We start from the raw sequence: 13,176 nt of genomic DNA, 5'->3' as shown, positions 1-13,176 counted from the left end.
GATTTGCCGCTTTCCCGCTCCCCCTGCCCGTCCTATCTGTTGACGTCGGAGGGCACATGAGCACCGATACAGACATCCTGATCTCCGGCGGTGGCGTCGCCGGTCTGACCGCGGCGGCCCTGTTCGGCGGCATGGGCCTGTCGGTCCTGCTCTGCGACCCCGCCCCGCCCGTAACCGACGCGGCGGCCGAGGGCGCGGACCTGCGCACCACCGCCTTCCTGCAGCCTGCCCGCGCCCTGCTTGAGGACGCCGGCCTCTGGGACCGCCTCGCCCCGCATGCCGCACCGCTCAGGATCATGCGCATTGTCGATGCGGGCGGACCGGAGCCCGAGGCCCGCCTGACCCGCGATTTCGATTCGTCGGAGATCTCTTCCGGCCCCTTCGGCTGGAACCTTCCGAACTGGCTGCTACGACGCGAGATGGTGGCGCGGCTGGCGGACCTGCCCTCTGTCGACTACCGCCCCGGCACCGCCACGAAGACCCTGCTGACCCGCGAGGGCGAGGCGCTGGTCGGCCTCAGCGACGGCACCCGGACCCGCGCCCGGCTGGTCATCGCCGCCGACGGCCGCGGCTCCCCGATGCGCGACGCCGCCGGGATCGGCGTGACCACCACCCGCTACGGACAGAAGGCGCTGGCCTTTGCTGTGACGCATCCCGTGCCGCATGACAACGTCTCGACCGAAATCCACCGCTCCGGCGGGCCCTTCACCCTGGTGCCCCTGCCCGACCGCGACGGCCTGCCCTGCTCTGCCGTCGTCTGGATGGAACACGGGCCCGAGGCGCAGCGCCTCGCCGCCCTGCCCGTCCCGGAGTTCGAGACCGCGATGATGATCCGCTCCTGTGGGCTTTTCGGTCCCCTCACACTGGTCACGCGCCGCACCCTCTGGCCGATCGTAAGCCAGGTGGCCGACCGCATGTCCGGCGAACGCATCGCCCTGATCGCAGAGGCCGCGCATGTCGTCCCGCCGATCGGTGCCCAGGGGCTGAACATGTCGCTTGGCGACCTGCGCGCCCTGCGCGACCTGATCGCCGCCCGTCCCGAGGGGTTGGGCGACCGCGCGATGCTCGACAGCTATACCCGCCGCCGCCACCCCGAGGTTCGCCTGCGGGCTGCCGGGATCGACGCGCTGAACCGCGCCTCCCAGATCTCCGCCCAGCCCCTGCGCGACCTGCGCGCCGCCGGGCTGTCGGCCCTTTACGGTGCCGCGCCGGTGCGACGGATGCTGATGCAGATGGGGCTCGGCGCGCGGGCCCCCGAACCCGCGGCGGAGGGCTCTGCCCTCCGCACCACCCGGGATATTTGAGGCAAGATGAAATAGGTTGCCCCTTCATCTTGCAGTAAATATCCCGGGGTGAGCCCCGGAGGGGCGAGGGGCAGGGCCCCTGCTCAAGCCTCAGATCGGACCGGGGAGCCGTTCCTCGCTCAGCAGCACGTTGGCGTCGACGTTGGCCACGCCCGGAAGGGTCATGATACGCCGCCGCAGGACCCGTTCGAAATCCGCGATGTCCCGTGCCGCGACCCGAAGGCGGTAGTCGTAAAGGCCGAGCACATGTTCCACCGTCTGAACTTCGGGGATGGCGCTCACCGCGCGTTCGAAATCCGCCAGGCTGACCCGCCCCTTGGTGCCAAGCTTCACGCCGAGGAACACCGTCACCCCGAAACCCAGTTTCGCGAGGTCGAGGTCCAACCGTCGCCCCGCAAGGACCCCGGCCCGTTCCAGCCGCTGCACCCGCCGCCAGGCCGCGGGCTGCGACAGCCCGACCCGCTGGCCGAGCACCGAGGCGGACAGCCCCGCATCCTCGGCCAGCAGCCGCAGCAGCGCGCGGTCGGTGTCGTCGAGATCGGGGACGTCGGTCACAGCGGCACCGTTTCATCCGTCTTGATCCGGGCCACATGCATCAGCGCCTCCAGATCCGCGATATGCGGCAGGGTCAGGATGCGTTCCCGGTAAAGCTGCTGGTAATGCGCGAGGTCCCGCGCGATCAGGCCAAGCCGCACATCGACCTGGCCCAGGAAGGTCTGGATCTCCAGCACCTCGGGGATCTGGCGGGCGGCATCGGCGAGGTCCTCAAAGGCGCGCGGAACGGTCTTGTCCAGCGTCACGCGGAGCGAGACCTCCACCGTATAGCCAAGGGCGCGCCAGTCGATCACCGCCCGGCTGCCGCGCAGCACCCCGCGTTCGCGCAGCCGTTCGAGCCGCCGCCAGCAGGTCGCCGCGTTGATCCCGGCGCGCTCCGCCAGTTCCGCGCCCGAGAGAGTCGGGTCGGCCTGCAACTGTCGAAGAATGCGCCTGTCGGCGTCGTCGAGCATGAATATCCCAAGATGGCCAGAATGTTCGAATGACTTTCTATCACAACTCCAAAAATCATCAAGATTTGCACGGTTCGTCTGCCGGGACTCCGTATGCTGCGGCCATCCCGCCAGGGGAGGAGCCCGGGGCGGTTCAATCGAAAGGAAAGATCATGCGCGTTTACTATGACCGCGATTGCGACATCAACCTCATCAAGGACACCAAGGTGGCCATCCTCGGCTACGGTTCGCAGGGCCATGCCCATGCGCTGAACCTGCGCGATTCCGGTGCGAAGAACCTCGTCGTCGCCCTGCGCGAAGGGTCCGCATCGGCGAAGAAAGCCGAGGCCGAGGGCCTGAAGGTCATGGGTATCGCCGAAGCCGCCGCCTGGGCCGACCTGATCATGTTCACGATGCCGGACGAACTGCAGGCCGAGACTTACAAGAAATACGTGCATGACAACCTGCGCGACGGCGCGGCGATTGCCTTTGCCCACGGCCTGAACGTGCACTTCGGCCTGATCGAACCCAAGCCCGGCGTCGACGTCATCATGATGGCACCCAAGGGCCCCGGCCACACCGTGCGCGGCGAATACACCAAGGGCGGCGGCGTGCCCTGCCTTGTCGCCGTGCATCAGGATGCCTCGGGCAAGGCGCTGGAACTGGGCCTGTCCTACTGCTCGGCCATCGGCGGCGGCCGGTCCGGCATCATCGAGACCAACTTCCGCGAGGAATGCGAGACCGACCTCTTCGGCGAACAGGCCGTGCTCTGCGGTGGCCTCGTCGAGCTGATCCGCATGGGCTTCGAAACCCTGGTCGAGGCCGGTTACGCGCCGGAAATGGCCTATTTCGAATGCCTGCACGAGGTGAAGCTGATCGTCGACCTGATCTACGAAGGCGGCATCGCGAACATGAACTACTCCATCTCCAACACCGCGGAGTATGGCGAGTACGTCTCTGGTCCGCGCGTCCTGCCCTACGACCAGACCAAGAAAGAGATGAAGGCCATTCTGACCGACATCCAGACCGGCAAGTTCGTACGCGACTTCATGCAGGAGAACGCCGTCGGCCAGCCGTTCTTTAAAGGCACCCGCCGCCTGAACGACGAGCACCAGATCGAACAGGTCGGTGAAAAACTCCGCGCCATGATGCCGTGGATTTCCGCCGGCAAGATGGTCGACAAGGCGAAGAACTGAGCCCTGCACATGGTCAGGCTGCGCTGTTTGGCGCGGCCTGATACCTTACGAACGGGTCGCCGGGGTCAGCCGGGCGGCTGCGTCGATCTTCTTGGCATCGGTGCAGAACTTGTCGCCCTCGGCGACCCAGACCGCCTCGCCAATCGCGGCACGCACCGTCACGCGGTCGAAGTCTACGCTGACGAGGTCGGGCGACAGCAGGCTGATGAAGGCGAAGAGATGTTCGGGTGAGAGGCACATGAGCTTTGTCTCCGTAACGGACGGCTCCTCCCTCATGCAATGGTGCGCCCGAGGTGGCGCAGGACAAAGCACTAACTGCCTGCACTGGATCGCGGCACCGACAATTCGCCGCCGAATGGTCAAAAAACGAACATCTAGCGCGCCGGAAGGCGTGGCACACTATATATAATGTCAGCCCTGCGGCTCGCCCGAAGCGGCGGCCAGCCACATCCGCACCGCCTGCGCGGTTTCACTCACGTCATGCACCCGCAGGACCTGCGCGCCCTGTGTCACCGCATGCACGGCTGCGGCGACCGATCCTGCCATGCGATCCGGGGCGGCCTCAGCCCCGGTGATCGTCCCGATGAACCGCTTGCGAGAAGCGCCGAACAGCACAGGCGCGCCGAGGTCGTGCAGGGCCGACAGGCCGCGCATCAGGGCCAGGTTATGCGCCATCGTCTTGGCAAAGCCGATGCCGGGGTCGATGACGATTCGATCCGGCGCGATCCCGGCGGTACGGGCGGTGGCCATGGCGGCCCCCAGTTCGGCAATCACCTCGGCCAGCACGTCGTCATAGGCCGGGCTGTCCTGCATCGTCTCGGGCGTGGCGCGGGAATGCATCAGGCACACCGGAACCCCCGCCTCGGCCACGACGCCGGCCATGTCCGGATCGAAGCGCAGGGCGGAGACGTCGTTCACCATGTCCGCCCCGGCTTCGAGAGCCGCCCGCGCGACGGCGGCCTTTCGGGTATCGATGCTGATCGGCAGGGTCAGCCCCGCCGCGCGGATGGCGCGAATGACCGGCGCGGTACGGGCGATTTCTTCTTCTGCCGGGACTTCTGCCGCACCGGGGCGGGTTGATTCCCCGCCGATGTCCAGAAGGTCGGCGTCCACCGCCATGGCCTGCGCCTGCAGGACTGCCGCCTCCGGTTCCATGTGCTGCCCGCCGTCTGAAAAGCTGTCCGGCGTGACGTTCAGGATCCCCATGATGCGAGGCCGTTCCAGCGACAGGCCGCAGAGATCGGGACGCTGCATGGTCAGACGTAGCAGCGCGTCCTCGGACAGCGCCTCCGGCCCGGTGGTCGTGCTGCGCGCGCCCCGCCCGATCCGTTCGACCCGGTCGAAACGCAGATGCCCCTGCCCGACCAACGGAAAACCCGTCCCGTCTGAGGCCGGACGGACCAGGGGACGCCACCAGCCGCTCATGCCCAACCCTCTACCGGCAGGGACCGGATCGGCAATGGACCGGCGGCTGCCGGAGCCTGCGCCCCGACACAGAGCAGCTCCGACGCGCCAAGCTCTCCGGCCAGCCAGAGGGACAGGTCCTGCGCCGACGCCCCCCGCGCCGGGCCGTGCACCGCGTCAAGCACCAGTTTGGACGGGGCCCAGACACAGGTCTGGGCATGCTTCATACCCCAGTCCAGTTCGGTGCGCGTGTTCACCACCACGCAGCGTCGATCGCGCCCCGCCAGGACCCAGGCGTTCTGTTCGATGGCCAGAAGGTCGATCCGCCACTGTGCCAGGGCGGAGGAGGACCGGGGCACCTCAGCCTCGGCCATGCCGCAGGTCAGGATCAGCGGCGCGCCCTGATCAAGCGCTGCATCCAGCCGCGCGCAGAAATCCGGGGCGGCCATCGCGGCATTGGACAGGAAGATCACGCGCGGCGCGGGACCGGGCACCGCCGCCTCGCCCACCTCGGGACCGGAGCGGTCGCGCATGATCTCCACCCCAAGGGCGCCCGTGCCGCGATCCAGCTTCTCGATCCGTACGAAGACCCGTTCGGCCATGGGCGCGCGCAGGATCAGCGCCGCGACCCGTTCGGCGAGCGTTTCAAGCAGGTTCAGCCGTTCCTCGGCCAGCGCGGCCTCGATCGATTCCGCCACCAAGTCGTAGGACAGGATACGGTCCACGTCGTCGGCCACCGGCGCGCTGGCGGGAAGGACCTCCACCACCACGTTGAAGCGCAGGCGCTGGCTGTGACCGCGTTCGGCCTGAAACGCGCCGATGTCGACCTCGGTCAGGTAATCGCGCAGCGAGATCCGGTCGCGCAAATCGGTGCCGGACAGGGCCTGAGCCCGGACTTCGGGATGGTCAAACGCCTCTGAGATCGTGTCGGTCATGCCTGCCAGGTCCCTGCCCCGTCGATGTCGTCGGGGCGGGCATACATCCTTGGAACGGAATTGGCAAAACGCCGGCGCGCGGGCCGGCGAAGGTCAGTTCGAGGACAGGCGCGTGTGGCGGCTGTAGAACCGGTGCACGCCGATGCTGGCGGTGCGGGAGAACTTGCGCGCCCAGGACGGCGACACATGGGCGGTGTGGTAGTAGGTCGCCCCGTTCGTCAGGGGACGTGCGCCACCCTTGGCCATGATCGCCGCCACCTTGGACACCCGCGCATAGGCGGCTTTCTCGGAAATAACCTCGGGATGACCGTCGCAGGTATAGGTGAACTGGCAGCCGTACCGCTTGCCGGTGCCCTGATGGATCACGCCGCAGATGGAATCCGGGAAGGCGGGGCTGTCGACCCGGTTCAGAATGACCTCAGCCACCGCGAACTGACCCTTAACGCTTTCCCCGCGCGCTTCGAAGTAAAGCGCCTCAGCCAGGCAGGCGGCCTGCGCCCCAAGCTGCGGACGCGCCTGTTTGGAGAGCCAGGACTGGGTGTATTCGATCGACACCGGCTTGCGCGCCTTGGGCCGCACGTCGCTGATCGCCTCCGCGTCGAGAAGCGAGGCGAGCTTCACTTCACCCACGGAAGCAAGGCCGCTTTTTTCAGCACTGGCAATGTCAGTGACGGTTCCCTCGGCCGAAACGGCCCCGGCTGCGACAAGCAGCATGCTCAAAACAATCCCGCGCATTCTCAAATCCGGCCCTGTCTGTTTCGCCGTTCCCAACAATCTGATCAGAGGTCGCCTAGCCAAAAATACCTCTCAGGTCCAGCCTTTCGGGCCAAACCAGAGGTACCCATGTATGCACATTGCGCGGGCATTCCGCGCCAAGTTATTGAATCGGAAAGGTTCTAATTGGCGGAATTCAGCCGCTCACGTACCGCAAGCTGCGCCGCGGCAAGCCGCGCGACGGGCACGCGGAAGGGTGAACAGCTGACATAATCGAAGCCCGCGCGGCGGCAGAACTCGATTGATTCGGGGTTCCCGCCGTGTTCACCGCAGATGGAAAGCACAAGATCCTTTCTTGCGTCCCGGCCCCTCTTGGCTCCGATCTGCAACAGTTCTCCAACCCCGTCATAATCGAGGATGTGGAACGGATCCTCGGGGAACACGCCCTGTTGCACGTAGGTCCTCATGAACCGCCCCGCATCGTCGCGCGACAGCCCGTAGGTCATCTGCGTCAGGTCGTTGGTCCCGAAGGACAGGAAGGCCGCGTGCGGGGCGATCTCCCCTGCCCTGAGCGCGGCACGCGGCGTTTCCACCATCACGCCGAGCCGGTAGTCGAACTTCCGGCCGGAGGCAGTGCGCACCGCCGCCGCCACCGCCTCGATCCGCGTCTTGACCAGCTCGACCTCCCGCCGGGCCGAAACGAGCGGGATCATGATCTCGGGCACCACGCCGCCCCCCGCCTCAAGCACCGCTTCGAAGATGGCGCGGGCCTGCATGTCGTAGATCTCGGGCATGGTGATCCCCAGGCGGACACCGCGCAGGCCGAGCATGGGGTTGTGTTCCCCCAGTTCCTCGATCCGGTGCGCGACGTCCGACACCGGAAGGTCCAGCGCATCGGCGAGCGAGCGGATGCCTTCCTTGTCGGAGGGAAGGAATTCATGCAGCGGAGGGTCGAGCAGACGGATGCAGACCGGGTGCCCCTCCATGATCCGGAACAATTCGACGAAATCCGCCCGCTGCATCGGCAACAACTGTTCCAGCGCCGCCCGGCGGTCGGCAGGTTCGGCGGCGAAGATCATCTCGCGCATCACGGTCAGCCGGCCGGCATCAAAGAACATATGCTCCGTCCGGCACAGCCCGATGCCCTGCGCGTCGAAATTCCGCGCGATCTGCGCGTCAGCGGGCGTATCGGCGTTGGCGCGCACCCCGATGTCGCGGAAGTCGTCGGCCCAGGTCATCAGCGCCTGAAACGCATCGTCCCGCGCGGATTCCAGCAGCGGCGGAGCCCCCAGAAGCACCACGCCCGAGGTGCCGTCCACGGTGATCTCATCGCCTTCGCGCAGCACCCGGCCATCCGCCATCGTCACGGTATTCCGCCGCAGGTTCAGTGAAATGTCCGACGCACCCACGACACAGGGCAGCCCCAGCCCCCGCCCGATCACCGCCGCGTGGCTTGTGATGCCACCCCGTTCCGTCAGGACGGCGACGGCCACATGCATGCCACGGATGTCCTCCGGCGAGGTCTCCCTCCGGATCAACACGCAGCGTTCGTCGCGCGACGCCGCCGCCTGCGCCGCGGCAGAGGAGAAGACGATCTTGCCCGACGCGGCCCCCGGACTGGCCGCGATGCCCCGGGCAATCACCTCGCGCGGGGCGTCCGGATCGACCTGGCGGTGCAGCATTTCCGTCAGTGCACGGGGCTCGACCCGCAGGATCGCCTCTTCCTTGGGAATAATACCGTCCTCGGCCAGCGCCACGGCGATGCGCACTGCCGCACGCGGAGAACGACGTATCCGCACTCCGTCCAGCACATGCACCTTGCCGTTTTCGATGGTGAATTCGGTCTGCATCTCCTCGCGCAGACGCACGCGCATCATCGCGGTATAGTCGATCAGCTGCGCGAATGCCGCCGGAGCCAGTTCCTCGAGCGAGGGACCGCGCGGGTCCTTGGCGAGGTAGATCGAGGTCCCCTCCTTCTGCAGCGCGTCGCGCCCCTGGCTCTGGCTGCGGTAACGGCCCGTGACCATAGGCATACCGGTCTGCGAACTGACCAGCTGGATCACGCCCGACCCGCATTCCCCTGCGCCGAGGCCAAGCGCCATCGCCTGCACGACGAGTCCCAGCCCGGCATCGGCCGGCGCACCCTTGGCCTGACGCAACAGCCGGGCCGTCGTACCCTCCCAAGCCCGCGCCATGGACTGCAACACGCCCGACAGTTGTACGACAGGATCCTGCGGGAAAGCCTCGTCCGTCTCTGCCTCATAGGCAGACAGCACCTGCCGCAGCCCCTCCGATCCCTGCAGGGTCAGCCCGTCGAACATGTCCGGGTCCAGCCGCGCCACGTTGATCGCATAGCCCTGAACGAACCGCATGTAGACCGCGCTGGCGGCGTCCGCCCCGATCCGGTCGCAGAGATCGACGTAGAGCGCGTCGTTCATGCCGACGTTCATCACCGCCCCCGGCCCTCCCCAGTCCGGATCCTCGGACGACGGGCGCACGCAGAGCAGCGGCTGATCGCCGAACGGTTTCAGCAGCGCCGCCATGTCCGGCAGGTCCCCGCCTGCGATGTCATGGACCTGATCGAAGGACAGAGCGACCGTGCAGGGCACCGGCAGATCCATCCGCACCAGTCTTTGCAGGCACTTCGCACGGCCCCCATGCGTAGAGGTCGTAATCCGGGCGGTTGGTGTAACGAGGGTCGGGGTCTTTGGCGGGTGCTGCACTGCGGCGGTCCTTCTTGTCGCAGCAGAATACGCCCAAGACCGCGCGGAGCAAGGAAAAGCTGGGGGCCGTTCAGCCCTCCAGCTTCGTCAGATCGGCCACCGCCAGACAGGTCGTGCGAATGGTCGAGAGCAGGTTCAGCCGGTTGCGGCGCACCACGGCATTGTCGGAATTCACCTGCACCTCGGTGAAGAAGGCGTCGATCGGCGCGCGCAGCGATGCCATTGCCTCCATCGCCGCTGCAAAATCCTCTGCTGCCATAGCCTTGTCGATCACCGGCCGCGCGGCGTCGAGCGCGTCGAACAGCGCGACCTCTGCCGGATGTTCGGCAAACTTCCGGTCCGCGCCGAATTCGTAGGACACGCCGTCCTTCTCCTCTGCCTGCGACAGGATGTTGTTGGCGCGTTTGAAGCCCTGCACCAGATTTTCCCCGTCGTCGGTCCCAAGGAAGCCGGACAGCGCCCGCGCCCGGTTGACCAGCAACGTGAGGTCGCAGTTGCCGGGCATGGCAAGACAGGCGTCGATCACATCGTGGCGGATACCCTCGTCCCGGAGGTGGACCTTGAGCCGGTCGTGGATGAAACCGCGCAGGTCGTCGCTGACAGTCGGATTGTGCTCTGCCACGCGACCCAGCCAGTCGGGCCCGTTACCCTCGATCCGGTCGATGATGCTGCGCGCCGCCGCACCGAACACGCCGTGACGCGCGATCTCGCGCAGCAGTTCGTCCAAAAGGTCACGCTCCCCCGCCCCGGCCGGGGAGATCTCGTGCCGGAGGATCTGCGCGTCGTTCACCCTGTCGAGGCTCAGCCTCAGCCCGTTGGTCAGAACCAGCCGGATCACCCCAAGGGCAGCGCGGCGCAGCGCAAACGGGTCCTTCGACCCGGTCGGCTTTTCGTCGATGGCCCAGAATCCGGTCAGCGTGTCGATCTTGTCCGCCAGCGCGACGGCCACCGACACCGGCGCCGTCGGCACGTCATCCGACGGCCCGAGCGGAGAGTAATGTTCCTGCGCCGCCGCTGCGACCTCTGCCGGAAGACCTGCGGCCTCCGCATAATAGCGGCCCATCAGCCCCTGAAGCTCCGGAAATTCATAGACCATTTCCGACGACAGGTCCGCCTTGGCCACCAGCGCTGCCTGTTCCGCCAGTTCCGGGTCCGCGCCGATCAGCGGGGCGATGTCCCGCGCCAGGGCCGCGATCCGCGCCACCCGGTCCCCCTGAGAGCCCAGCTTGTTGTGGAAGGTCACGGACTCAAGCGCCTGCGTCCAGGTCTGCATCCCCACCTTCGCCACGCGCAGGTCGTTGTCCCAGAAGAACCGCGCATCCGACAGCCGCGCGGTCAGCACCTTCCGGTTCCCTGCGAGGATCGTCGCGCCGTTGTCCGTGGTCTCCCGGTTCGCGACGGTGATGAACCGTTCGATCCGCCCGGTCTTCGGGTTGCGGACGGAGAAGAATTTCTGATGTTCGCGCATCGAAGTCTGAAGAACTTCGGGCGGCAAGCCAAGGAATTCGCTTCCGATTTCCCCCATGAGCACCACCGGCCATTCCACAAGCCCCGCCACCTCCGCCAGCAGGCCGCGATCCTCCACGACCTCCAAGCCGGCGGCAAAGGCCATGTTGGTTGCATCCTGCCAGATATGTTCCGCCCGCTCCGCCGCATCTAGAACCACATGCGAACGCTTCAGCTTCGACGCGTAATCCTCGAAATTCATGACAGAAAACCGCGCGGGAGCCATGAAACGATGCCCCGCCGTGGTGGCCCCGGCGTTGATCCCGTCAACCTCCAGCGGCACGACCTCCGCCCCTGCTTCCGTCGTGAGGATGCAGAGGATGGAATGCAACGGCCTTACCCATTTCAGACTACCGGACCCCCATCTCATGGACTTTGGCCACGGAAAGTTGCGAATAACTGACTCAAGCGCCTCCGCCACGATCTCAGCCGCCGGACGTCCCGGTCGTTCGATCACGGCGATATAGACCTGACCCTTCTTGTCGTCCTGGACCTTGAGATCCTCCCGCGCCACACCGGCACCGCGCAGGAACCCTTCGATGGCCTTCTCCGGCGCATCCGTGCGCGGGCCCTTGCGCTCTTCTCGCAGGGTCGGGCTTTCCGCCAGCAGTCCCTCCACCGCGAGGGTAAGCCGGCGGGGCGTGTGGAAAGCAGCCGCTCCGCCATAAGTCAGACCGGCCTCGACCAGCGCATCCGTCATCCGGGCCTTGAGGTCCTCCGCCGCGCGGGCCTGCATGCGCGCGGGGATTTCCTCGGAAAAGAGTTCGATCAGGAGGTCGGGCATATCGGTCGCTTTCACTCACACCGGCCGGGCCGGCGTCTTTGGCATCTTGTTCAGTTGGTCGCGGGCGGCGGGGGGCAGCCCTCGGGTGCGGGCTTGCCGTCGAAGACGACCTTGCCGCAGCGGTTGATCTGGTGCCAGACGTAACCGTGTCCGTCCGGGAACACCGCCACGACCCGGTCGATCCCGTAGGTGACGTCGGGCACGGACAGGAAGGCCTTCGCCTTGCCCGCGTCCAGCGCTTCGCCGATCCCGGAGGCGGAGTAGCAGCCGAACCAGTTCGGCGCCTCCAGCGGCTCCGGCCCATTGTAGGCGGCGAAACGCGCGCTGAGCTCTTCCAGAGACAGGGGCGTGCGAAAACAGGCGCGGTAGCGGATCGGCGAGGAATAGGCGTCGATCGCTTCGAAGCCCTCGAAGGGAATGGCGACCGCCTCTCCTTCCGGGGTGACAAGGGTCACATCATCGCCAACCGGCGCGACGGGTTCGTAATAGGCGTACTCCTGCATGTAATAGATGCCGATCCCGGCGCCGAGGGCGCAGACGACGATCAGCGCGGCAAGGAACTTTCCCATCTGCCCGATCCTTTCAGCCCGTTACGCCCGTGCGCCATCCGCAGGCTGATCTTCGGCCTGCCAGCCGCCCGCACCGGTGGTCACGAAGGCGTCGGCGCATTTCTTCGCCAGCGCCCGGACCCGCCCGATGTAGGCCTGACGTTCGGTGACCGAGATCACGCCGCGCGCGTCGAGCAGGTTGAACAGGTGCGAAGCCTTGATGCACTGGTCATAGGCCGGATGCGCCATGACGATGCGCTTGCCGGTCTTGGGATCGACGGCCTCCTGCGCAAGGATCGCCTCGCATTCCGCTTCCGCCTCCTCGAAGTGCTTCAGCAGCACATCGGTATTGGCGACGTCGAAGTTCCAGCGGGAATATTCCTCCTCCGTCTGGCGGAAAACGTCCCCGTAGCTGAGCGCAATGGGGGCCTGCGGGTCGTTGAAGGGCATGTCCATGACATGATCGACACCCAGGACATACATCGCGAGCCGTTCCAGCCCGTAGGTCAACTCTCCGGACACCGGGGTGCAGTCATGGCCGCCGACCTGCTGGAAATAGGTGAACTGTGAGACTTCCATCCCGTCGCACCAGACCTCCCAGCCAAGACCCCAGGCGCCAAGTGTCGGGCTTTCCCAGTCGTCTTCGACGAAGCGGATATCGTGCAGGGCCATGTCCACGCCGATGGCCTCGAGCGAGCCGAGGTAGAGCTCCTGAAGGTCAGGCGGCGAGGGTTTGATGAGAACCTGGTACTGGTAGTAATGCTGCAGCCGGTTCGGGTTCTCACCGTAGCGCCCGTCCGTTGGCCGACGCGAGGGCTGGACATAGGCCGCCGCCCATGGACGCGACCCGAGAGAGCGCAGCGTCGTGCCCGGATGGAACGTGCCGGCGCCGACCTCCATGTCGTAGGGCTGCAGGATCGCGCAGCCCTTTGAGGCCCAGTAAGTCTGGAGCCGCAGGATGATTTCCTGGAAGGAGCGGGGCGTGTCGGCAGTCGCGGGCATGGGGAGTCCTTGGTCCTCTCGGCGCTGTCTACCTACGGGGGGTTCCGGGTCGGGTCAATGCGGCGGATAACGCA

At 66.5% G+C, this 13,176-nt stretch carries 12 protein-coding genes; 2 read left to right on the top strand and 10 right to left on the bottom strand.

The genetic code is table 11. The annotated features are described in order from the left end of the window. Window positions 1–56 precede the first annotated feature (56 nt). Window positions 57–1,304 (top strand): UbiH/UbiF family hydroxylase, encoded by a 1,248-nt coding sequence (locus IEV87_RS02105; RefSeq protein ID WP_188475978.1) that lies wholly within the window; start codon window positions 57–59, stop codon window positions 1,302–1,304. Between the two features lie 90 nt (window positions 1,305–1,394). On the opposite strand, the gene IEV87_RS02100 is transcribed toward IEV87_RS02105, so the two are convergent. Together IEV87_RS02100 and IEV87_RS02095 are read right to left on the bottom strand one after the other, a co-directional pair. Continuing rightward, entirely contained in the window at window positions 1,395–1,859 is a 465-nt protein-coding gene (locus IEV87_RS02100; protein WP_188475977.1) for an Lrp/AsnC family transcriptional regulator, read from the bottom strand. Beyond that, window positions 1,856–2,311, bottom strand: a complete 456-nt coding sequence (locus tag IEV87_RS02095) for an Lrp/AsnC family transcriptional regulator (protein ID WP_188475976.1) — start codon at window positions 2,309–2,311, stop codon at window positions 1,856–1,858. The genes IEV87_RS02100 and IEV87_RS02095 overlap by 4 nt, the downstream gene beginning before the upstream one ends. A 152-nt stretch (window positions 2,312–2,463) precedes the next feature. On the opposite strand from IEV87_RS02095, the gene ilvC reads away from it, so the two are divergent. Continuing rightward, complete coding sequence (gene ilvC / locus IEV87_RS02090) at window positions 2,464–3,486, top strand: ketol-acid reductoisomerase (RefSeq protein ID WP_188475975.1); 1,023 nt, start codon at window positions 2,464–2,466, stop codon at window positions 3,484–3,486. Window positions 3,487–3,531: 45 nt separating this feature from the next. On the opposite strand, the gene IEV87_RS02085 is transcribed toward ilvC, so the two are convergent. The 8 genes from IEV87_RS02085 to IEV87_RS02050 form a co-directional block, all read right to left on the bottom strand. Further along, complete coding sequence (locus tag IEV87_RS02085) at window positions 3,532–3,726, bottom strand: hypothetical protein (RefSeq protein ID WP_188475974.1); 195 nt, start codon at window positions 3,724–3,726, stop codon at window positions 3,532–3,534. 171 nt (window positions 3,727–3,897) lie between these two features. Then, entirely contained in the window at window positions 3,898–4,911 is a 1,014-nt protein-coding gene (folP, locus tag IEV87_RS02080; RefSeq protein ID WP_188475973.1) for a dihydropteroate synthase, read from the bottom strand. Beyond that, complete coding sequence (locus tag IEV87_RS02075; RefSeq protein ID WP_188475972.1) at window positions 4,908–5,825, bottom strand: dihydroneopterin aldolase; 918 nt, start codon at window positions 5,823–5,825, stop codon at window positions 4,908–4,910. The genes folP and IEV87_RS02075 overlap by 4 nt, the downstream gene beginning before the upstream one ends. A 93-nt stretch (window positions 5,826–5,918) precedes the next feature. Next, window positions 5,919–6,539: a cell wall hydrolase gene (locus IEV87_RS02070; protein WP_229737408.1), complete on the bottom strand. Its 621-nt coding sequence runs from the start codon at window positions 6,537–6,539 to the stop codon at window positions 5,919–5,921. Window positions 6,540–6,721: 182 nt separating this feature from the next. Continuing rightward, window positions 6,722–9,160, bottom strand: a complete 2,439-nt coding sequence (locus IEV87_RS02065) for a putative PEP-binding protein (RefSeq protein ID WP_229737407.1) — start codon at window positions 9,158–9,160, stop codon at window positions 6,722–6,724. 172 nt (window positions 9,161–9,332) lie between these two features. Next, the gene (glyS, locus tag IEV87_RS02060; protein ID WP_188475969.1) at window positions 9,333–11,552 is read right to left on the bottom strand and encodes a glycine--tRNA ligase subunit beta; all 2,220 of its coding nucleotides are present in this window, start codon (window positions 11,550–11,552) and stop codon (window positions 9,333–9,335) included. 50 nt (window positions 11,553–11,602) lie between these two features. Beyond that, the gene (locus IEV87_RS02055; RefSeq protein ID WP_188475968.1) at window positions 11,603–12,121 is read right to left on the bottom strand and encodes a DUF6446 family protein; all 519 of its coding nucleotides are present in this window, start codon (window positions 12,119–12,121) and stop codon (window positions 11,603–11,605) included. A 21-nt stretch (window positions 12,122–12,142) separates the two neighbouring features. Further along, the gene (locus tag IEV87_RS02050; RefSeq protein WP_188475967.1) at window positions 12,143–13,102 is read right to left on the bottom strand and encodes a glycine--tRNA ligase subunit alpha; all 960 of its coding nucleotides are present in this window, start codon (window positions 13,100–13,102) and stop codon (window positions 12,143–12,145) included. Window positions 13,103–13,176 lie beyond the last annotated feature (74 nt).

Origin of the sequence: Primorskyibacter flagellatus (assembly GCF_014638275.1) — a bacterium.
GTDB lineage: Bacteria > Pseudomonadota > Alphaproteobacteria > Rhodobacterales > Rhodobacteraceae > Pseudooceanicola > Pseudooceanicola flagellatus_A.
The sequence above is the reverse complement of the archived record's forward strand: the minus strand, read 5'-3'. Positions and strand labels throughout refer to the sequence as shown.

Excerpts from the sequence above, each read along its gene's own strand:
- IEV87_RS02055 (WP_188475968.1), bottom strand. The coding sequence starts at position 12,121 with ATGGGAAAGTTCCTTGCCGCGCTGATCGTCGTCTGCGCCCTCGGCGCC.
- IEV87_RS02050 (WP_188475967.1), bottom strand. The coding sequence starts at position 13,102 with ATGCCCGCGACTGCCGACACGCCCCGCTCCTTCCAGGAAATCATCCTG.
- IEV87_RS02065 (WP_229737407.1), bottom strand. The coding sequence starts at position 9,160 with ATGGATCTGCCGGTGCCCTGCACGGTCGCTCTGTCCTTCGATCAGGTC.
- IEV87_RS02085 (WP_188475974.1), bottom strand. The coding sequence starts at position 3,726 with ATGTGCCTCTCACCCGAACATCTCTTCGCCTTCATCAGCCTGCTGTCG.
- IEV87_RS02070 (WP_229737408.1), bottom strand. The coding sequence starts at position 6,539 with ATGCTGCTTGTCGCAGCCGGGGCCGTTTCGGCCGAGGGAACCGTCACT.
- glyS (WP_188475969.1), bottom strand. The coding sequence starts at position 11,552 with ATGCCCGACCTCCTGATCGAACTCTTTTCCGAGGAAATCCCCGCGCGC.
- IEV87_RS02075 (WP_188475972.1), bottom strand. The coding sequence starts at position 5,825 with ATGACCGACACGATCTCAGAGGCGTTTGACCATCCCGAAGTCCGGGCT.
- IEV87_RS02105 (WP_188475978.1), top strand. The coding sequence starts at position 57 with ATGAGCACCGATACAGACATCCTGATCTCCGGCGGTGGCGTCGCCGGT.
- folP (WP_188475973.1), bottom strand. The coding sequence starts at position 4,911 with ATGAGCGGCTGGTGGCGTCCCCTGGTCCGTCCGGCCTCAGACGGGACG.
- ilvC (WP_188475975.1), top strand. The coding sequence starts at position 2,464 with ATGCGCGTTTACTATGACCGCGATTGCGACATCAACCTCATCAAGGAC.
- IEV87_RS02095 (WP_188475976.1), bottom strand. The coding sequence starts at position 2,311 with ATGCTCGACGACGCCGACAGGCGCATTCTTCGACAGTTGCAGGCCGAC.